Genomic DNA, 21,480 nt, shown 5'->3' with positions numbered 1-21,480 from the left:
ACGGGGTCAGTCGTAAATTTATGTACTTAAATAGGATGTGTTAAGTGGTTGGGTATGTACATAGTGTAAATGTACCAAGTGGAAGTGTAAAATTAACATGCCAACAAAAAAGATTTTACGAACTTTGTAAAAAAATAAAAGTATATGGAAACTAAGATGATGCAGAAACCACAATTTATGAGAGGTGTACTTACTGTAAAGTATAAAGAATATAGTACGCCACATTATATACGTGTTGTGTTAGAAGGAGCAGATTTAAAAAATTTTACAGAGGCGAATGTAGGCGACAATAATAAAATTTTAATACCTAAAGATAAAACCAAGAAACTGGAGTTACCTGAACAAAAGGGAGGTGGCAGACTTAATAGTGATGATTTCTGGGTACGTACCTATACTTTACGCTCGTTAGATTTAGAAAAAGGCGAAATGGCTATAGACTTTGTAATGCACGGAGAAACCGGACCGGCATCTTCTTGGGCAATACATGCAGAGAAGGGAGATGAACTGGGAGTATTAATGAAAGCTAAAAGTAAACCATTATTTTTACCCGCAGAGAAATATGTTTTAGTAGGCGACCATACCGCTGTACCTGTAATTAGTGTTTTATTGGAAAAGTTACCAGAAGATGCTATTGGTACAGTTCTATTAGAGGTGTATAGTAAAGAAGATATGTTGCCATTAACCAAGCCAAATGGGGTTACCTTAAACTGGTTAATAAATTCAAATCCGGGAACAACAACTAATATACTAGATGCTTTTGCTACTGCAGTAATAGATGCCAATACGTTTGTTTATGCTGCGGCAGAGTTTACTGTGGTTAAACAATTGCAAGAAAAGCTTAGAAAAGTATCTGGCTTAGAACGTAAAAATTGGTATGCTTTTTCTTACTGGAAATATGGAAAATCAGAGGATGCTTCTGCTAAAGACCGTAAGGAATTATCTCATACTGAATAATATATTTTGGATTACATATTTTTCTTGAATATGTAAGTGAAAAATTTTTTTTAGTATAAAAGTGCTATTTTAACAGTGTTTAATAACCATAATAAATAAATGAAATAAATGAAAAAATTATTTTTACTATTAGCATTAATAGTTTCGGTAACTGTTGTTAATGCCCAAATTAATTATGAAAAAGGGTATTATATTACCAATTCTGATGAAAAAGTAGAATGCTTTATTAAATATGTTGAGTGGAATAACAATCCGGTTGATTTTAATTATAGAGGTTCGTTAAAAGGTGATACCAAAACTATTGGTATAGACAATGTAAAAGAGTTTGGTGTATATAACCGAGTAAAATACCAGAGAGCAACCGTAGCTATTGATACTTCTAGTACAATTCTTAAAAATTTAAACGAAAATAAAGAACCTAAGTATAAAACAATTACAGCGTTTTTAAAATTTTTGGTAGAAGGCGAAGCTAACTTGTATCTATATAAAGATAAATATGTGCCTAAATCGTATTTATACAATGTAGGTTCAGCTCCTATAAAATTACTTGTTTATAAGAAGTATCTTGATCAAGAAAAAGATGATAACTCTCAAATGATTAAGAAATATAATGATAAAATTGCTGAAAATAACGAGTTTAGAAAACAATTGTATGTCAATTTAAAATGCGGTAATAATTTAGCCCTTATTAAAAAAACAGATTATAAAGAGAAGTCCCTAATAAACTTTTTTAATGCTTACAATAGATGTAAAAGTGGTAATAGAGTTACAAGTAATAAAAAGAAGAAAAAAGGTAAAAGTGTAAACCTTAATGTAAAACTTGGTGCCCAAAGTAGTAGTCTTAGTTTTTCAAATCCTAGTTATGGTATTGACTTTGATAGTGAGATTGCCCCAAGAGTAGGGGTAGAGGGGGAGTTTGTATTACCTTTTCATAGAAATAAAGTAGCCTTAACTGCAGAGTTAATGTATAATAGCTACAAAAGCACTACTACTAATACTAAAAATATTAGTTTTGTATCTGGTGGTTTGTTAAATGCAGATATAGATTACAAATCGTTAGAAGTACCTTTAGGTGCAAGATATTATCTGTATTTAGACAAAAGAGGTAATTCTAAATCTAAAGTATTTATTGATGCTGCCGTTTCATTTGATTTTCAATTTGGTAGTAGCTTTGTTTTAAAAAGAAGTAACGGGGAAGTTTATGAAGAATTAGATATTAAACCTAGTTTAAGTTATACAGTAGGTACCGGTTTTAAATATGATAAATATACCGTAAGTGTACGCTACTTGTTTGATAGAAACTTATTTGTTGATTATGCTGGTGTAGGGTCTAATTATAACTCGTTAACCTTAATGGTTGGGTATACAGTATTCTAAACTTATAAATTGCTTATACAAAAACGCTTCTATAGAAATATAAAAGCGTTTTTTTGTTATAATTATTATTTTTCTAAATGATCTGGTGTGCTTACTACAAAGTTACCAGCTACATCTTAAATGTATAACTAACACCATATTGTATATCGGGGGCATTATTAACTGATAATATATCTTCTCCTAGAGTAAATGTAAAATCACCATTTTTAGTTCGGGTACCTAATAGAATATATGTTTTTATAGAAAAGAAATACATAGAGGCAGGTGTTAATTTAGTTAAAGGAAAATAGGAAGATGTTATTTCCTCTCCTTCCCAAACATCACCAGCTCTTAAGTACGATACACCAAGATCTTGGTATTCATCTTGACTAGTACTAAAAATAGAGCCTTTTAAATAAGCATCTTGGTAGTTGGTTAACATACCAGCAAAAAAAGTTTTGTCTTTTTTAGGGTTGTAAAAATTAAACCCAAAATAGAATTTAAAACTATTTCTTACATCGCGGTCTATGATATTAGCGGTTTCTTTTAAACTGATAAGGGAGTGGTGCGTAACAAGTCCGTCTAAAGCAATATCTAAAGTTGTTTTACCTCCAATTTGTTGACGTGTAAATAAAGCAGCAGAAACACCTCCCGATACCTTAGGATAGTAAGAATTTAGCGGTATACCCAAATGTGCTCCACCTTGTAGGGTATAAAATGCTAGTGGCGTAGATTTTCTCCAAATGGGTAGCCAGTAATGTGTGTCTAATGTGCCTAGAAAGGCATCCCCTTTATTAATTCTAATGGTATTTTTGTTTTCGTCAATAAACTCAATATGGGCCTTGTTAGATGGGTATAGTCTTCGTCCAAAATTATCTACTTGTCCAAGTACATCATGAAATTGTTCAATAAAATGATCCCCTGCTAAATAGAACAGCGGGAAGTCGCCACCCGATAAAAGATGTGTATTTAAAGTAAATAAAAAGGCTCCCTTTCTTTCAAGTTGCAATAGATAAGAAAGGTTTAGATTTTGCAAAATACCATCGGTAGATAGTGTTTTGGTTTCGGTTTCTATACTATGCTCTTCAAAATATGCAGGACGTTTGGTGTAGAATAAATTATTAACTTCTGTACGTTGATTTGGGGTTAATCCTTTTGGATAATATACAGTAGCCTGTGGGTGCCATGTATTCCCCATAGAGTAACCAGCAGAGAATCTACCTCCTTTTTCTTTAAAGGTACCAACGTATAAAGGAGCATCTAGTGTAAATATACCAAACGAATGTAGTGGATTTACTTCTGTGAATAGCAGAGGTTCTTTGAAAATACCTGATATGGTGTCTGTAGATGAATTTTGAGAAAATAATAAAACAGGTGTGCACAATATTGTAAGGAGTACACAATATAAAGGGGTATGAGGTCTCATTTTCTTTTAAAGTACTGGTTGACGGGTTATGTATTCGTTTTTATGGTATGAGGTAAATTTAATTATTTAATTTACACCTAAATATGTTTTTCATGTATTTTTATGTCTTTAAAATTAACCTGACTATTTATGAAACTGCTGCTTCAAAAACCACACTTGCCCTTTTTTATAATGTTACTGTTACCGCTGGTTTTGGTATTTTATAATTTTGGGAAAGACTTGGTCATAAATATTTATGATACCTATTATGTAATGCCTTATTATTATGCAACGGTATTTTTAATATTCCTATGGGGGCTTTTAGGTTTAGGTTATTGGGGGGTGTATAAAGTAAAAAGAAGATTATCTGTTGTACTATCAGGTTTTCATATACTAATAAGTTTTGTCTTTTTAGGATACCTACTTTTTTACCTTCAGCTATATGGTGTAGATAGTAGTATATATTTTAATGATTTCTATATTTTTGATGGGGCTGGACAGCTAATTTCATTTTTCTTATTCATGGTTGCACAATTAGTGTATGTAATTAATGTGATAAGAGCTTTTGTTATAGAGAAGACACAGTAAGGTATATATGTTGTAAATAGTTATCAAAGGTTTTAAGTTTTATTAGCATAAATTTTCTCTATGTTTTGAAATATCCGTTTATTTTTGTTTAAAAAAACATAAATATATGGCATCAGGTTTTTTTGCAATTTTAGATGATATAGCTTCATTAATGGATGATGTGGCATCAGCCAGTAAAATAGCATCCCAAAAAACAGCAGGAATTTTAGGAGACGATTTAGCGGTTAATGCAGAAAAAGCAACTGGATTTGTATCGTCTAGAGAGTTACCCGTATTATGGGCAATTACAAAAGGAGCATTACTGAATAAAATTATTATTATTCCTATCGTTTTTTTATTGCAAGTCTACCTACCTATAGCCATAACCGTTGTGTTAATTATTGGGGGTTTTTATTTGGCATATGAAGGAGTAGAAAAAATTTATGAGTATTTGTTTCATAGAGGTCATCATACCCATAGTGTAGAGGCTGCTCTTACCGCAGAAAGCGCGAAGGAAGCTGAAAAAAGTAAAATAAAAGCAGCTATCTCAACCGATTTTATATTATCTGTAGAGATTGTAATTATAGCGTTAAGCTCGGTTATAGAGGAGGCTTTAACCGTGCAAATAATAACAGTGGTTATTGTTGCTTTATTAGCTACTGTTGGTATTTATGGTATTGTAGCCTTAATTGTTCGTATGGATGATGCAGGTTTTAAACTTATTAAGCGCAGTAATGATAAAGGCTTTTTAGGGAAGTTAGGCCATTTATTGGTGAAAGCATTGCCTATAATTATACGTATTTTAGGGCTAGTTGGTACTATTGCCTTAATACTTGTTTCGGGTGGTATTTTTGTGCACAATATACCTTATATACATCATCTGGCCGAAGAATTCCCTGCGTTATTAGTAGAAGTATCGGTAGGTCTTATTGGAGGTACAGTTGTTTTACTTGTAATTACCAGAGGTAAAAAGATCTTTAAAAAGAATAAATGTTAGTGCTCAGTATTTTACTTAATAAGCGAGATTAACTACTTAAAGAATTGACGTTATATTTTATAAAGATTAGGTGGTTTTAAACAGGGTAACTTCTCTTACTATTGTGGGGTGTTTTATTTTAAGCTGTCTGGTAATTGTTATAATTACAAAATAAAATGAAGGTAAAAGATATTAGTGTTTTGAAAACATAGCTAATTTAATTAGGTTTACGTACCCAATTCTTATTATTAATATTATTATGACCTATCTTGAGGAAGAATTAAGCCAATATTCAATTTTAGCTAAAGTACAGGAGATAAAACCTCCTTCTTGTGACGGCCAACTCATATGGAATCTTCTAGAACCAAATGATATTTGGGTAACACCTTCTTTTTATAGAAATTTAGGATATACACCACACGAAATAGTTTCTGAAGGTCAAAGTTTATGGAACAAAGTTACTTCTAATGTAGATAGAGAGCGAATTATTTTTGTACTTAGAAATCAATTACAGGAAGGATATTATGAAAATATTCTACAAATTAAAGATAAAAAGGAAAATATCTTATGGTTTAAATATTATGGATATGTAATATTTAATGAAGAGCGAAAACCAGCTCGCTTTATAGCATTTTTACAATTGGAACCTGTTGCAGAGGTTTTAGGAAAATATTACGATCTTGAAAAACGAGCCAATAAGATCGCTAAAATAGGGATGTGGGAGGTGAATATGCAGAATGAAACCATTTATTGGGATAAGCAAACTAAAAGTATATTTGGAGTTGAAGAAGATTTTATCTGTGATTTTACTAATAGATTAGATTTCTATAAAAAGGCTCTTAATTACGATCTCCTAATGGAAAATTTTCAGCAGCTCTATAAAGGTAAAGATTTCGATTTTGAGGTTCAGATGCAAAGACCCGATGGAACACTAAAATGGGTGCGATTAATTGGTATTCCTATTATGGAGGAAAGTAGTTGTACCAGAGCTTATGGTATAGTGCAAGATATAGATGTTGTTGTAAATAATTATCAGCAATTAGAGAAACAAGAGATGCTTTACCGTAACATGTTTGAGTATGCCGCAACTTCTATTATACAGGTAGATGATAGGCATAGAATTATAAAGTGTAATAACAGCTTTATGAATTTTATAGGGTATACGGAAGAAGAACTTATTCTTAAAGAGATGATGGCTTTTACGCATCCGCATGATAAACAAAAAACCATTGATGTGGTTATAGGTTTAAAGGAAGGTAGGTATGCATATAAAACCTTAGAAAAGCGATATCTTCATAAAAATGGGGAGGTGTTATGGGGGTTAGTCTCGTTGTCTTTAATTAAAGAGAAAGGTATGCAAACGGTATTATCTCAAATAGTAGATATTACGAACAGGAAAAAAACGGAAATGCAGGTAGCTTCTCTTATGAATGTGACAAAAGACCAAAATAGGCGGCTTTTTAGTTTTGCGCAGATTGTATCTCATCAGTTGCGCTCGCATACAAGCGATATGGAAATGTTATTGAGCTTAATTCATATGGAGCATACTGAGGGTGAAAAAGATCCGTATTTTCCAATTCTTAGCCAGAGTGTTCGTAATTTAAGTAATACCATTAGCGATTTAAATGAAGTAATATTTATTTATAATCAAGGAAGTAAACAAATTGAAAAGCTACATTTAAAAACATATTTAGATAAAGGGATTGAAAAGATTAAAGAAAATCTTTTGAATGAAGAGATACCTGAAATAGTGATTGATATATCTGAAGACGTATATGTTAATTTTAGGGCAAAGTATTTAGATAATATTATTTGGCAACTGCTAGATAATGCATGTAAATTCAGATCGCCGTTAGCACCTTTAAAAATTACAATATTGGTGGTGGAGAGAAAAGACTTTGTAGAGGTTACTTTTTCTGATAATGGTTTGGGGATAGATATGAAGCGTAATGGGCATAAATTGTTTAAAATGTACAATAGCTTTCATAATCATTCAAAGGCAAGAGGAATTGGGCTATTTTTAGTTAAAAATCAGCTCGAAGCATTTGGAGGTTGTATTGAAGTATCGAGTGTCCCGTTGATGGGAAGTAGTTTTATTGTATATTTAAAAAAATAGGACACCATGTTACAAAATATTTGCATAATTGATGACAACCCTATTTTTTTATTAACAGCTACTAAAATGATTCAGCTACAAAATTGTGCAAAGAGTATCTGTTCTTTTAAAAATGGAGAAATAGCGTTAGGTCATTTAAAAAATGAATATAAAGCGGGAGCAGACTTACCCGACCTTATATTGTTGGATATTAATATGCCTGTAATGGATGGATGGCAGTTCTTAGATGCGCTCCGGTCTCTTAACTTTCCTAACCTTACAATCTATTTGTTAACTTCTTCTGTAGATCCGGCAGATATTACCCGTGCCAAAACTTATAAAATGCTAAGCGGATACCTTACCAAACCCTTAACCCCAGAAGTTATAGATAGCTTGATGATTGAGATTTCATAACTTAGATTAAAGTAGATTACTTCTCATGCTCTTCTCAATCGCATAATTTTATGGGATTAAGCTTAATTAAAGAGTAAATAGCCTAAAATAAGTTAGAGTTTAACTTTTAGAAACGGCGTAGCATCAGTATTACAAGATAATGCGTTTATTTATATAGATACAGGAGGTAATTGGATAAAAGACTTTGTGTTAAAAGAAATAATAACTGGTTTTTATCGATTGTGTAAATAGTATGATTAAAAAATGTATCTTATAACAACTAATTAAAACTCAAACTTATGTCACCAACAGCCGTAAAACCACCGGTGTGGTTTATGATAGTAGCTATTTTAGCTATTATCTGGAATTTAATGGGGGTATTAGCCTTTGTAGGAGATACATTTGTTACCCCTGAGGTAATTGATCAAATGCCTGAATTAGATCAAAAGATTAGACGAATGTATCCGGAGTGGTCTGCTATTGTATTTGGAATAGCAACTATTTCTGCAGCAATTGCCTCTCTTGGATTAACCTTAAGAAAAAGCTGGTCGCACTATTTATTTTTAATCTCATTTATAGCCGTGTTAGTACAGTCGTATTACACTTTTGTGGTGATCGATTTTATTAGCCTTAAAGGTTTTGGAATGGATACTATAATGAGTTTAGCTATTGTTTTTATAGGAGCTTTTTTATTATGGTTCTCATATATCGCAGCAAAAAAGCGATGGATTATTTAATAAGTAGTTATGGCTCATCATATCTATCATTATTGAGTAATGAAAGTGTCTTACGATGAGGTTTACAAGGCAGTAACCCAACCAGAGCATTTGGTATCTTGGTAACCGTTAGCCATAGAGTACTGAAATAGAAATGCCATGCGTACTAAATGCTTAGTGGGCTTGGCTCGAAGTAGTTTACTACTGTGTTGGTTATACTCAATTTTCTTTTTTGTACTTTTGTAGGGAGAACAATGATACATGAATTATGAGCGAATTCCCCCATACCCAATTACCTGTTTCTGTATTAGATTTAATACCTATAACTCAAGGAGCTACTATTCCTGAAGCGTTGCACAATAGTGTAGACCTTGCACAAACCACCGAACAATTAGGATATAAGCGTTTTTGGCTGGCAGAGCACCATAACATGCCAAATATTGCTAGCTCGGCTACTACGGTTTTAATGAGTCATATTGCGTCAAATACTAGTCATATCCGTGTAGGTTCAGGAGGTATTATGCTACCCAATCATAGTCCGTTAATCGTAGCCGAACAATTTGGTACGTTAGCACATTTGTATCAGGGTAGAATTGATATGGGATTAGGCAGAGCACCAGGTACCGATCAGGTAACCGCACAAGCTATTAGAACAGATAGAATGACGGCGGCACGCCATTTTCCGTATGAAATTGAAAAAATAGAGAAGTACTTTGCTGCCGATAATGAAGGAAGTCAGGTACGTGCATATATAGCAGAAGGTGCAGAGGTACCTATGTATATTTTAGGTTCTAGTACAGATAGTGCTTATTTAGCAGCCGCAAAGGGATTACCATATGTATTTGCAAGTCATTTTGCGCCAGCACAGTTTATGGACGCAATTGAAATTTACAGAAAGAATTTTAATGCTTCTTCTGGATACTTAAAAGAGCCTTATATAATAGCCTGCGTAAATGTAATAGCGGCCGATACCGATGCACATGCTCAATACTTATCTACTACTTTAAAGCAGGTGTTTATGAGTATTATAACAGGAAATTTACGTAGAATGCCGCCACCGGTAGAAAATATGAACGAGTTATGGAGTGTGTACCATGCAGAGGCAGCTTCAAAAATGCTTACCTATTCTTTTATAGGAAGTAAAGAAACCGTTAAAACAGAAGTACAAGAGTTTATAAAGACCACTAATATTAACGAGCTTATGGCCGTATCTCATATATACAGCCATGAAGAGCGTTTGTATTCGTATAAGCTATTAGCAGAGATAATGTGTTAGTTAAAAGGAGTAACTTAAACCTACACCTAATAATTGTTTTAACTGCATTCTGGCACCATACGAGGCATCATTACCATTTTCATCTTCGGCTGACACAAATTTTACATCGTCATCGTATTTGATATGCGTACCTATGTTGGCTTTTACAAATTTGTTTACGGTAAGATCTACGCTCATTTCCCAGTCAATATCAATATTTCCAAAACTGTTAATATAGTCAGTATAAAAACTGATGCTGTTATTCATGGCCATATTGTCGTATAGTTTCTTTTTCCAAGTACCTGAAACTAATATACCAAATTCCCCAAAGTACTTTTTCCCTTCTTCAATAATGTTTCCTGAACTGTCGTATCGTGCTCCGGTAACCCCGAAGGATCCATTGTTTGCCAAATCCTGATCTAGCACAAAGGTAGCCTTAAATGTACCCGGAGATATGTATACTGTTAATTTTTCAGGCGTATCAGAATACTCCATACCCAAACCAACAAATAAGTAACCCGGTGCCATGAAACGCGATATAGGATTATCTTTATCAGGGTAATTGTAACCATTACTAAACTGAGAGTTAAAGGTTAGCTTAGCAGAGTAGAACCAGTAAGAAAGTGAATCTTTACGATAACCAAAGGTGGAGTTTAAGCTCATACCGTCATCCGTTTTTCTAATTCCTTGTCCCTCCTGTAAGTTTAAACCATATTTTAAAACCATTTCATTACTCCATTGTAAATAACGGTCTTCGTATTTTCTACTAAAGGTACCTTTCGTAATTGCAGAAATAGAGTTTTCACCCCCTGCATTCCAGTTAGAAAAAGCTACTTCGTTTAGGTTTACGCTAATCTTGTTGCTTTTGATCCATGAAGCTTCAGGTATTACTTTCTCCTTTTTTGTTTTTTGCTTTTTATCGGTTTGTTTTATAGGGGCACTTTTGTCGACATAATCAAACTTCAGATTCAAAATTTCCGACATAGGAAGTTTTGTTACTTTAATAGAATCTTGGGCGTTCGTTTTTAAGGAAATCAGAACGGTAAAAATAAGCAGTAATCTAAATACCTTCATTTTTCTGTTAGCTCTCAATTTGCGTTTGGGTTATTATTTCTATTATTTTTTCTTTAATACTAACAACGTCTATTTTACAAATTTCTTGTAAAAAAGCGGTGTTTCCATGTTCAATAAATGCATCGGGTATGCCCAGTGTATATACCTGTTGTGTATAATTATGCGCATTGGCAAATGCCAATACCGATTCTCCAAAGCCGCCACTAATACAACCATCTTCAATGGTTATTATTGCTTTGTGATGTAAAAATATGTCGTGCAATAATTGGGTGTCTAAAGGTTTTACAAAACGCATATCGTAATGACTTACTTTTTCATGTTCAGCTTGTAAGTTATCTATCGCTTGTGAAACATTTTTAGTAATGGTACCAATACTAAGTAGGGCTATAGTTGTACCCGTGGTTAGGGTAGTGCCTTTGCCTATGGTAATGGTTTCAAAAGGTTGCTGCCAATTAACGGTAGTACCGTTACCTCTAGGGTAGCGTATAGCAATAGGAGCATCTAATCCTAACTGTGCAGTATATAATATATTACGTAATTCAATCTCATTACGCGGAGCAAAAACAATAAGGTTAGGGATACACTTTAAATAGGCAATATCAAAAGCACCATGGTGTGTGGCACCATCTTTACCTACTAATCCGGCTCGGTCTAAACAAAAGATTACTGGAAGTTTTTGCAAAGCCACATCGTGTATTACCTGATCGTACGCACGTTGCAAAAAGGTTGAGTAAATATTGCAAAACGGAATCATACCTTGCGTAGCCATTCCGGCTGCTAAGGTCACTGCATGTTGTTCGGCAATACCCACATCAAAAGCACGATCAGGAAATTTCTCAATCATGTATTTTAACGAGCTGCCTGTAGGCATAGCAGGTGTAATCCCTATGATTTTAGGGTTTTGTTCTGCTAGTTCTACTATCGTATGCCCAAATACATCCTGATATTTTGGAGGCATGGGTTCACTAAACTCTTTTTTAATTCGTTCTCCGGTAAGCTTATCAAATTTTCCGGGTGCATGGTAGGTAATTTGGTCTTCTTCCGCCTGCTTTAATCCTTTTCCTTTAGTCGTAATTACATGCAAAAATTTAGGACCTTCAATTTTCTTTAAACGTTGAAGCTCTTTTATAAGTGCAGGCAAATTATGTCCGTCAATAGGACCACTATAATTAAAGTTAAGCGATTTAATAATGTTATGTTCCGCTAACTTGGGGTTGGTTTTTACCTTGGTAAGGTATTCCTTTAAAGCCCCCACGCTTGGGTCTATACCAATAGCATTGTCGTTTAATATCACCAACATATTGGCATTGGTTACCCCCGCATGGTTTAAACCTTCAAAAGCCATACCGCTAGCAATAGAGGCATCACCAATAACGGCAATGTGTTGTTTGGTAGTTTCGCCTTTTAAGTACGAAGCCATAGCCATACCCAATACCGCCGAAATAGAAGTAGAAGAATGCCCAGTACCAAATACATCGTATTCGCTTTCAGCACGTTTTGGGAAACCACTAATTCCATGTAATTGTCGGTTGGTATGAAATACATCTCTTCGTCCTGTAAGTATTTTGTGTCCATAAGCTTGGTGACCAACGTCCCAAACCAAAAGGTCTTCAGGCGTATTAAATACATAGTGTAAAGCAATGGTAAGTTCTACTACACCTAAGCTTGCTCCTAAATGGCCTTCTTTGGTAGCAACCACATCAATAATAAACTCTCTTAATTCTTTAGATAACAGCGGTAACTGCGCTTCAGTTAGCTGGCGCAGATCGTAGGGCGAATTAATATATGATAACAGATGTTGGCTCATTACAGGCCGCAAAATTACAATTATTTATAATTAATTTAGATTCATTAGTAATGTTAAATGGCAACTAACTGGTAGTTGTTACTTGTTTTTACTCAATAATTGAGATGAAATGCTCCGAGAGGCATATTGTTTCTACTTTTTTTAAGTATCAAACATCACGCCAAAAATGTTGTATTTTTGTTGCAGATACAATTGGTTATGGAGAATATTTTTGACGATGCCTATTTTATGAAAAAAGCCCTGCAAGAGGCAGAGATGGCTTTTGAAAAAGGCGAAATACCTGTAGGAGCTGTAATTGTAATAGATAACAGAGTAATTGCCCGTGCGCATAACCTAACAGAAGCCCTGAACGATGTTACTGCACATGCCGAAATGCAGGCGATTACCGCTGCGGCTAATTTTTTAGGAGGTAAGTATCTCAAAAACTGTACCCTATATGTAACTTTAGAGCCTTGCCAAATGTGTGCCGGAGCCTTGTATTGGAGCCAGATTAGTCGTGTGGTATATGGAGCTACGGATGAACACCGAGGTTGTGGCGTTATGGGAACCAAACTACACCCTAAAACAACCATAGAGGGAGGTTGTATGGCAGAGGGAGCGTCTACCCTTATGAAGCGTTTTTTTATAGAGAAACGAAATTTGAATTAGCGCATGGAACTTCTGGTGATTCTTTTTTAACCCTACTTACTTTTAGGTTGTTTTTGCAACCTATAGGGTATTCTTTTTTCAGTTAGATTTGTGGTCTGTAATATTTCTATGATAGCGAGTTAAGTTTCGCGAATCAAAATGTGAAGTTCAGAGATAAGTCTCAAAAAATTGTCTTGTAATTTCATTTAAATGCTTCTAAATGTTTCATTGGGTTGTTTCCCGATGTTATGCACTATTTCTTATTACAAAATACCTTGTTAAACCATGAGTTATTTAGGTTTGGAGGAAGTCATGGGAATGGATAGTCCCTTTGGCGAGAATAGTATATTTCATGTTACATATACTAATAAAGAAGGGGTAAGCACTCCCAATTTAACTAATATTTCTAAATATTCTTATCAAATCTTTAGTTTCAAATCTGGGTTAGATGCTTTAGAGGCTTATGAAAATATGAAAGAAGCTGATATTGAAGACAACTATATGTACATTTTTGTAGAAGAGAAGAGTGAAGATACCTCTAATATTTTTGGAACCGTATGCAGAGTGCGGATGGGTAATAAGTTTAGAGAGTATTTAAAAAGGGTAAGTAACGGATATGAAACCACAGTAAATGATTATAAAATACGAGGTTTATATGCTTTTTGTAAAGCTATTTGCGATAAAGATGAGGAGTTGCTTCCTAAGTATTCTCTTTTAATTAATGCTGTTAGTCTGGAATATTTTAATACTACAGATTTGAACAAATTTCTTAAAGAAGTATTTAGTACTGATGAAAAGATAGCAGATTGGATTAATAGTGGTGTAGAAGCCATTGAAAAATGGAAGTTTACCGAGGAAAACTACAATTACGATATAGCCGATAGGAAAAATAAGTATAAACCTATATTGCCTGTAACCTTGCCCCAAAAAATGGCTAATGGAGCTACTAATGTGATTAGTTATACTACTGAAGGGTTGGGTATGCTTGTAGAACTGTCTGAAAAAATTGAAGAAAAGGTTTTTAGCCTTGCAGAAAGAGTTGCTCACTATATCCCGGGGAAAGCAGATGATTACATTTTGGCTTTAATAAAGGTTGCCAAAGAAAAGCTTAATGAGTTATTGTTTGAAAAAATTAAAAATGTTATTAGCAGTGTTAAAGAAATTTTACAGCAAGCGGTAGATTCTGTTAATAAACTAATTAAAGGGTTAGGGGATTTATACACTAAAGAGTTAGCTATTATTAACGCCTTTTTATGCGGAATTCTAAACGGACTAATTTCTACGGTACAACTAATAATGTCTTTAGTAGCCTTGTTAATAGATAATATTAGTTTTATTGAAATGGAGGATTTTTCTCCAGAAAAAATTGCAGAACAACAAAAAAAACTAGAGTTTGTAGAAGATTTGGTAGATGTTGTTCGTGAAAATGGTATAGAGGTTTTTGATAAGCTTGTTACATATGTAAGTACCAGCGAATATGTAAAAGATTTTATTGATTTAGCTAAAATGATAGTTAAAAAGGTAAAGGGATATAATATATATTCATGGGCTTATTTTTTAGGAAATGTAGCTTTTGAAATTATCTTAGATGCTGTAATAGCGTATTTTAGCGGAGGGGCTTCCGTGACTGCCAAAATATCTTCTAAAATATCTCGGTTAGCCACCAAGGCAGAAGAAATGGCTGCTAAAGGAATTAAAATAGCAACTAATATAGGGGCAAAAGTTGCCGACACAGCTACAGCCTTATTAAAATGGATAAAGAAAGAGTTTGTTGAGTTAATTGAAGCTATAAAAAATGGTAAATTAGTAGAATGGTTAAGGGATAAGCTGAAAAAACTTTTTGGGATAGAGAATAAACCTGCCGATGCTGTTTTATTGGAAGAATGGGATGATGTTGCCATTAGAGTTTCAGGTAGAGGGAGGAGATTTGGTCAGATAATGAGTAAGTCTGATATCAGGAAGGTTAAACGATTTTTAAAGAAGCATAAGGTAGAATTGGAACTTTTTCCAGAAAACGGATCATATACAATTAAAGGATTGGCATTGGAATTGTCAGATAATGCTCAAGCAGCATTCATCATTTCAAATGATGGGAAAAAATTAAAAATGTGTTTGAGAAAAGGGTGTACTGTATATGAATTTTTTCATGAATTAATGCATTTGAGACATTCAAGAAAAATAGGAGTTCAAAACTATCTTAACTTGGTAAAGTTTTCTGGAAGACTTGAAAAAGAAAGGTGGGTTTTTGATGCTTTGATGAGGTATAAAGAATACTTAACTCATTCAGAGGTAGACCATGCTTTTAATTATATTAAAGATCTTTACAAAAGAAATGGCAAACTATTAGAAGATGTAGGTTTATTGAAAAAAGAATTATATCTTGAAAAAGTACCAAAAGTGCGAAAAAAGGTTAAAATAGAACAAATAATTAATATAACAGAATAACATTATGGTAACAGAAAAAGAAGCTATAGATAGGGCGGTATCTTATTTAGAAGAAATTGGCAGTAATTATATTAAAGATAGTATAACTATTCATTTTAATAGTATAGAAGATCATGATAATACGGTACCTATAGGTAAATATGAGGGAGAAAATTTTGATGTATATGCCGTCGGCTATGACATTCCTTGGGCGCCAGATGTAATAGTTTACTTTTTATATGTACGCGCAGATACTGGAGAACTTTTGTATATAATTACACCTACAAATTATATTGAAATAGAATAATTAGATATTTAAAAACTCTAATAACTAATAAATTAGGAGAAGTATTTTTTTTAAATTAAAATACATATTTTTATAAAAACCAGTTATCTTTAAGGTAGCTGGTTTTTTTGGTTCTTATATTTATAGAAAACAGTAAGATTATAAAAGACGAATTGATAGAGAATAAGTATACTATGCCAATTAAGGAAGCAGAGCCTTATATAAAAGCGCTAGTAGCAGAAAAGTCTATGTTCAGCTTAATTAAAGAAAGTACAGACAAGGGCACTTATTTCTCTTATTTTATATTGGGGTATAATGAATATACGATAAAAATAGGGGTATAAAGAGGTTTATTAATAGCGGTGTATGAAGACTATTTTAAGCAAAAAGGAATTATTTCATAAACGAAAATATTCAAATTAAAATACATATTTTTATAAAAACCAGTTATTTTTAAGGTAGCTGGTTTTTTTGGTGTAACGTATTGTATAATTAAAAATGAAAAAAGAATTATATCTTGAAAAAGTACCAAAAGTGCGAAAAAAGATAGGCACTATTCTAAAAAGTAGCTAAGTTATATATCAAGAGTTCTACTTAATGTAATCTTATTTTCCTAAGATGAAATACAAGACATAAAAAAAAACGCAACCCATAAGGTTGCGTTGTCTTTTTAGTCAAAATAAAATACTCTATATCTTAAATCTAGCCTATGATTCTCACTTTTGCCGCTACTAATCCTTTGCGTCCTTCTTCTTCAACATATTCTACTTTGTTGCCGTCTTGTAAAGTAATTCCTTTTAATGCAGTAATGTGCACAAAAATATCTTTACCTGTTTCGTCGTTTGTAATGAATCCGAAACCTTTAGATTCATTGAAAAATTTAACTGTACCTGTCATTATAAATTGTAAATAAAAAAATTATGGTTTAAAAGTACTGTTAAATTTTGAGACTAAGTATAAAAAATTGTAAATAATTTATTTTAAATAGGTTGATTTTCAGGGTTTTTTATCGTCGTTTGGTGACAGATTGTTCATTTTATCCATATTTTCCTTAGTTAACATGTAGTTACGCAGGTCTTTACCCTTCCATCTATGATAAATAAAAAGGGGCATTAAAATGAATGACATAGCCAAAACCGATAGCCCTAAAATGCGATCTCCGGTTACATCATCTACCGAAATTTTCACATAGGATCCATAAGCGAATCCGCCCAAGATAGAAATGAAAATAACGATTATAATATATTTCATTAGTGTACGCATTTAACTATTATTTTATTGTTGTGTAAAGCTAATAAGTTTTCTTCTGTAGGCAGTTAGTAATTTCGATTTAGAAATAAAACCAATGTATTTTTCTTCGCTAATCACCGGTAAGTTCCAAGCACTGCTATCTTGGAATTTCTGCATCACCCCAGACATTCTATCATTATCTAAATCTATTACGGCGGGTGCATTTTGCATTACATCCTCAGCTTTAATTTCTTTATATAAGTTCTGGTTGAACATAATTGGGCGAATATCATCTAACAATATAATTCCTTGTAAGGAGTCGTTAGCATCAATCACCGGAAATATATTTCGGTTCGATTTAATAACTGCTTTATGTACAATATCACCTAGGGTCATTTCAGGATGTACAGGTACAAATTTCTTTTCTATTAAACTTTCTAGGTTCATTAAGGTTAAAACCGCCTGATCTTTATCGTGTGTAATAAGATCACCAGCTCTAGCCAACTCCATACTATATACAGAGAAGGGTAAAAAGTACTTAGTAATGGCAAAACAAATAGCCACCGTAATCATTAGTGGTATGAACAAGTTGTAACCTCCTGTTAATTCTGCAATAAGGAAGATAGCGGTTAACGGTGCCTGTAGTACCCCACCTAATACGCCTGCCATGCCTACTAGTGTAAAGTTACTTTCCGACAGGTTAAATTTTAAAAACCCTAACGTATTTATTAGCTTAGCAAAGAAGCAACCTAGTATAGATCCCATAAACAAACTAGGAGAGAAGATACCACCAATACCACCGGCACCAAAGGTAAAGGCACTGGCTATAATTTTAAAAATAACCAAACCGGCTAACATACCTATAATAATCCATGCATTGTGAATTTCAAGATGTAGGAAATTATTTTGCAGGGCAGTTTCATAGTTGCCCTTCATAACGTTGTTAATTACATCGAAACCCTCACCGTATAGTGGCGGAATAAAAAATACGATAACACCTAAGCCAAGTCCACCAATAATTAATCGCTTAATAGGAGAGGCAATTTTTTCAAAATAATTATGAAGGTATTCGTATACTTTGGTAAAGTAAATTGAAGTAAGTGCAGCAACTACACCTAAAAGAGCAAAGTATGGTACTTGGTTTAATTCAAATTTATCAATTAATTGAAATGGAAGAATGGTATCATCTCCATAAAAGAAATAGGATAATAAGACTCCCGATATTGACGATATAAGTAAAGGCAATAAAGAAGATAGTGTAAGGTCTAAACTAAAAACTTCAATGGCAAAAACAATAGCGGCAATTGGCGCCTTAAAAATGCAGGCAATAGCACCTGTAGAGGCACAACCAATAAGTAACGTACGGGTAGATTGATTGGTATGAAACAATCTTGAAATATTAGAGCTAATAGCTGCAGCAGTAGACACTGTAGGACCTTCTAGTCCAACCGATCCACCGAAACCAACTGTAAAAGGAGCGGCAAGCAGGGCAGAAAACATTTGGTACTGTTTCATAATCCCTTTTTTCTTGGCAATCGCTTTTAAGGTAGAAGGAATACCATGACCAAAATTATGTCTAATGACATATTTTTTAATCAAAAAGGTAATAGATAAACCTACTAGCGGAAATAAAAAGTAAAAAGCATGATGGTAGTCGCTAACTACTTTTGCTTCCAGTAAATGTTGAATAAAGTGGGTAAGGTTTTTTAGGGTAACTGCACCTAAACCGGCAATTAACCCAACTAACACACTTAACATGTACACAAAGTTACGTTGCGGAATGTGCTTAGTTTTCCATAGCAAAAACCGGGTAAGTAACGATTTATTTTGTGTATTTGGCATAGCTAATAGTCTAAAAATCCCGCCTAAGCGGGATTATTTGTTATAAATTTAATTTTATGTGTAGCTCGTCTAGCTGTTCGTTGTCTATAGATGCGGGGGCATCTATCATAACATCTCTACCGGCATTGTTTTTAGGGAATGCAATAAAATCTCTAATTGTTTCTTGTCCTCCTAAAATAGCAACCAGTCGGTCAAAACCAAAAGCGAGTCCACCGTGTGGCGGTGCACCATATTGGAAAGCATTCATTAAAAAGCCAAACTGAGCTTGCGCTTGTTCAGGTGTAAAGCCTAATAAAGAGAACATTCTACTTTGTAATTCTTTATCATGAATTCTAATAGAACCCCCACCAATTTCATTACCATTTAATACAAGGTCATAGGCATTGGCTCTAACTTCACCCGGATTGGTTTCAATTAATTCAAAATCTTCAGGTTTAGGAGAAGTAAATGGGTGGTGCATTGCATGGTAACGCTCTGTTTCTTCATCCCACTCTAATAAAGGAAAATCAACAACCCATAAAGGAGCAAATTCATTTGATTTACGTAATCCTAAACGAGTAGCCATTTCCATACGTAAAGCACTTAATTGTGCACGTACTTTATGAGCAACCCCCGAAAGCACACAGATTAAATCACCTGGTTTAGCTTGGGTAGCTTCTGCCCATTTAGCAAGATCTTCTTGGTCGTAAAATTTATCAACCGAAGACTTATAGGTACCATCTTCATTACATTTAACATACACCATACCTAACGCACCAATTTGTGGGCGTTTTACCCAGTCAATTAGTTTATCTATTTCTTTACGTGTATACGCAGCTGCTCCCGTTACGGCAATACCAACCACTAAATCAGCTTCGTTAAAAACTTTAAAGTCTTTGTGTTGGGCTACCTCATTTAATTCACCAAACTCCATTCCAAAACGAATATCTGGTTTATCGTTACCATATTTTTTCATGGCTTCGGCATAGGTCATTCTTGGGAAGGTATCTACTTCTAAACCGTGAATTTCTTTTAATAAATTGCGGGTAAGACCTTCAAATATATTTAGAATATCCTCTTGCTCAACAAACGCCATTTCGCAGTCTATTTGTGTAAACTCTGGCTGGCGGTCTGCACGTAAATCTTCATCTCTAAAACATTTTACCAACTGGAAGTATTTATCCATACCACCTACCATAAGCAACTGCTTAAAGGTTTGTGGAGATTGTGGTAAAGCATAAAACTGACCTTCATTCATACGTGAAGGCACTACAAAGTCACGCGCTCCTTCAGGAGTAGATTTGATAAGGTAAGGAGTTTCTACCTCAATAAAACCTTCTTGAGACAGGTAGTTACGCACTTGCATGGCCACTTTATGTCTGAACAATAAACTGTTTTTAACCGGATTACGACGAATATCCAGATATCTGTATTTCATTCGTAAGTCTTCACCACCATCAGTTTCATCTTCAATAGTAAACGGAGGTGTGTTAGCTGTGTTTAAAATGGTAAGGTTGGTTACCAATATTTCAATATCACCAGTAGCAAGGTTGGGGTTTTTAGATACTCTTTCAATAACCTTTCCGGTTACCTGTATCACAAACTCTCTACCAAGCTCTTTTGCTTTTTCGAAGACATCTGCCGGAGTACGTTCTTCATCAAAAATTAATTGGGTAATACCGTAACGGTCTCTAATATCTACCCAGATCATAAATCCTTTATCTCTTACTTTTTGAACCCATCCGGAAAGTGTAACTTCCTGATTTATATGTGCTGAACGCAGTTTTCCACAGTTGTGACTTCTATACATTTTATATGATATCTTATTGAAAATGCAAATGTAATGAGTTACGATTTCTTAGTGAATAAAATAGTGAAGTAATTGTGTTAAGGGATTTATTTGTGATAAAAGTCATGTAATCAGTGTTTTATGTGTTTAAATGTTAATTTAATGTTATGTAAATGTTTATTATATGTAAAATTTATGTATATTTGTAATAGAAATAATGACGGAAATGAACTTTAAATTAGGAGCATCATGAAAAAATTAGTATTCACTTTAGCTATGGTTTTTACGTTAGCAGGATTTGCTCAACAAGAAAAACCTCAATTAGAACAACAAGGAGACGTTGTAAAAGCAACATATACAAACGATAAAGGAGCAATAACGCAAACAGGATATTTTAGAGATGGGAAACCTCATGGCGAATGGGTTGCCTATAATGATAATGGAAAAGAGGTAGCAAGAGCTACTTATGATGAAGGAAAAAAAGTTAGTACTTGGTTTTTCTGGACAGATAAACATAGCCTTAGCGAAGTAGAATTTGTAAACAATGAGGTTAAAAATATTACCAAATGGAGTAGTGTAGATGCATTGGCTACCAATCCCTAGAAAAACAAAGTGTTTAGATTATAAACTTTTAGTGTTATGAGTTTAACCCGGAACCAACGTTCCGGGTTTTTTATTTCTTATTATAAAAGAGCACCTTTTGAG

20 protein-coding genes are annotated in these 21,480 nt (G+C 33.7%); 13 read left to right on the top strand and 7 right to left on the bottom strand.

The annotated features are described in order from the left end of the window. Positions 1 to 144: 144 nt before the first annotated feature. Together NBRC110019_RS12755 and NBRC110019_RS12750 are read left to right on the top strand one after the other, a co-directional pair. Positions 145 to 954: a siderophore-interacting protein gene (locus NBRC110019_RS12755; RefSeq protein WP_281755447.1), complete on the top strand. Its 810-nt coding sequence runs from the start codon at positions 145 to 147 to the stop codon at positions 952 to 954. A gap of 108 nt (positions 955 to 1,062) precedes the next feature. After that, the gene (locus tag NBRC110019_RS12750; protein ID WP_281755445.1) at positions 1,063 to 2,331 is read left to right on the top strand and encodes a porin family protein; all 1,269 of its coding nucleotides are present in this window, start codon (positions 1,063 to 1,065) and stop codon (positions 2,329 to 2,331) included. A 109-nt stretch (positions 2,332 to 2,440) separates the two neighbouring features. Here the strand turns inward: NBRC110019_RS12750 and NBRC110019_RS12745 are convergent, their stop codons facing one another. Next, positions 2,441 to 3,736, bottom strand: a complete 1,296-nt coding sequence (locus tag NBRC110019_RS12745; RefSeq protein ID WP_281755443.1) for a hypothetical protein — start codon at positions 3,734 to 3,736, stop codon at positions 2,441 to 2,443. A 129-nt stretch (positions 3,737 to 3,865) separates the two neighbouring features. On the opposite strand from NBRC110019_RS12745, the gene NBRC110019_RS12740 reads away from it, so the two are divergent. From NBRC110019_RS12740 to NBRC110019_RS12715, 6 genes are all read left to right on the top strand, one after another. Next, the gene (locus NBRC110019_RS12740; RefSeq protein ID WP_281755442.1) at positions 3,866 to 4,303 is read left to right on the top strand and encodes a hypothetical protein; all 438 of its coding nucleotides are present in this window, start codon (positions 3,866 to 3,868) and stop codon (positions 4,301 to 4,303) included. A 106-nt stretch (positions 4,304 to 4,409) separates the two neighbouring features. Beyond that, positions 4,410 to 5,279, top strand: coding sequence for a DUF808 domain-containing protein (locus NBRC110019_RS12735; protein WP_281755440.1), 870 nt, complete (start codon positions 4,410 to 4,412; stop codon positions 5,277 to 5,279). Between the two features lie 238 nt (positions 5,280 to 5,517). After that, positions 5,518 to 7,374: a PAS domain S-box protein gene (locus NBRC110019_RS12730; protein WP_281755438.1), complete on the top strand. Its 1,857-nt coding sequence runs from the start codon at positions 5,518 to 5,520 to the stop codon at positions 7,372 to 7,374. 6 nt (positions 7,375 to 7,380) lie between these two features. Beyond that, positions 7,381 to 7,767, top strand: a complete 387-nt coding sequence (locus NBRC110019_RS12725) for a response regulator (protein ID WP_281755436.1) — start codon at positions 7,381 to 7,383, stop codon at positions 7,765 to 7,767. Positions 7,768 to 8,045: 278 nt separating this feature from the next. Then, complete coding sequence (locus NBRC110019_RS12720; RefSeq protein ID WP_281755434.1) at positions 8,046 to 8,483, top strand: hypothetical protein; 438 nt, start codon at positions 8,046 to 8,048, stop codon at positions 8,481 to 8,483. Between the two features lie 247 nt (positions 8,484 to 8,730). Next, on the top strand, positions 8,731 to 9,738 hold the full coding sequence (locus tag NBRC110019_RS12715) for an LLM class flavin-dependent oxidoreductase (RefSeq protein ID WP_281755432.1): 1,008 nt from the start codon (positions 8,731 to 8,733) through the stop codon (positions 9,736 to 9,738). Here NBRC110019_RS12715 and NBRC110019_RS12710 read toward each other — a convergent pair whose 3' ends face one another. Then, positions 9,739 to 10,701 (bottom strand): DUF3078 domain-containing protein, encoded by a 963-nt coding sequence (locus tag NBRC110019_RS12710; protein WP_281755430.1) that lies wholly within the window; start codon positions 10,699 to 10,701, stop codon positions 9,739 to 9,741. A 97-nt stretch (positions 10,702 to 10,798) separates the two neighbouring features. Beyond that, a complete protein-coding gene (gene dxs, locus NBRC110019_RS12705) occupies positions 10,799 to 12,598 on the bottom strand; it encodes a 1-deoxy-D-xylulose-5-phosphate synthase (RefSeq protein ID WP_281755429.1) in 1,800 nt (599 codons plus the stop codon). A 198-nt stretch (positions 12,599 to 12,796) separates the two neighbouring features. On the opposite strand from dxs, the gene NBRC110019_RS12700 reads away from it, so the two are divergent. From NBRC110019_RS12700 to NBRC110019_RS12685, 4 genes are all read left to right on the top strand, one after another. Then, the gene (locus tag NBRC110019_RS12700) at positions 12,797 to 13,246 is read left to right on the top strand and encodes a nucleoside deaminase (RefSeq protein WP_281755427.1); all 450 of its coding nucleotides are present in this window, start codon (positions 12,797 to 12,799) and stop codon (positions 13,244 to 13,246) included. Positions 13,247 to 13,510: 264 nt separating this feature from the next. Beyond that, positions 13,511 to 15,670 carry a zincin-like metallopeptidase toxin domain-containing protein gene (locus tag NBRC110019_RS12695; protein ID WP_281755425.1) on the top strand — a complete coding sequence of 720 codons (2,160 nt, stop codon included), beginning with the start codon at positions 13,511 to 13,513 and terminating at the stop codon, positions 15,668 to 15,670. Between the two features lie 4 nt (positions 15,671 to 15,674). Further along, complete coding sequence (locus NBRC110019_RS12690; RefSeq protein ID WP_281755423.1) at positions 15,675 to 15,956, top strand: hypothetical protein; 282 nt, start codon at positions 15,675 to 15,677, stop codon at positions 15,954 to 15,956. A 173-nt stretch (positions 15,957 to 16,129) separates the two neighbouring features. Continuing rightward, complete coding sequence (locus tag NBRC110019_RS12685; RefSeq protein WP_281755421.1) at positions 16,130 to 16,279, top strand: hypothetical protein; 150 nt, start codon at positions 16,130 to 16,132, stop codon at positions 16,277 to 16,279. 358 nt (positions 16,280 to 16,637) lie between these two features. On the opposite strand, the gene NBRC110019_RS12680 is transcribed toward NBRC110019_RS12685, so the two are convergent. The 4 genes from NBRC110019_RS12680 to aspS form a co-directional block, all read right to left on the bottom strand. Next, on the bottom strand, positions 16,638 to 16,832 hold the full coding sequence (locus NBRC110019_RS12680; protein WP_281755420.1) for a cold-shock protein: 195 nt from the start codon (positions 16,830 to 16,832) through the stop codon (positions 16,638 to 16,640). A gap of 99 nt (positions 16,833 to 16,931) precedes the next feature. After that, positions 16,932 to 17,186, bottom strand: a complete 255-nt coding sequence (locus NBRC110019_RS12675) for a hypothetical protein (RefSeq protein ID WP_281755418.1) — start codon at positions 17,184 to 17,186, stop codon at positions 16,932 to 16,934. Positions 17,187 to 17,210: 24 nt separating this feature from the next. Beyond that, positions 17,211 to 19,007 carry a chloride channel protein gene (locus NBRC110019_RS12670; RefSeq protein WP_281755416.1) on the bottom strand — a complete coding sequence of 599 codons (1,797 nt, stop codon included), beginning with the start codon at positions 19,005 to 19,007 and terminating at the stop codon, positions 17,211 to 17,213. 40 nt (positions 19,008 to 19,047) lie between these two features. Continuing rightward, positions 19,048 to 20,796 (bottom strand): aspartate--tRNA ligase, encoded by a 1,749-nt coding sequence (aspS, locus tag NBRC110019_RS12665; RefSeq protein WP_281755414.1) that lies wholly within the window; start codon positions 20,794 to 20,796, stop codon positions 19,048 to 19,050. 228 nt (positions 20,797 to 21,024) lie between these two features. Between aspS and NBRC110019_RS12660 the strand changes: the two genes are divergently transcribed. Beyond that, a complete protein-coding gene (locus NBRC110019_RS12660; RefSeq protein WP_281755412.1) occupies positions 21,025 to 21,378 on the top strand; it encodes a toxin-antitoxin system YwqK family antitoxin in 354 nt (117 codons plus the stop codon). The last annotated feature ends 102 nt before the right edge of the window (positions 21,379 to 21,480 follow it).

Origin of the sequence: Neptunitalea chrysea, assembly GCF_027924145.1 — a bacterium.
Lineage (GTDB): Bacteria > Bacteroidota > Bacteroidia > Flavobacteriales > Flavobacteriaceae > Neptunitalea > Neptunitalea chrysea.
This window is presented reverse-complemented; position numbering and strand designations above follow the sequence as displayed.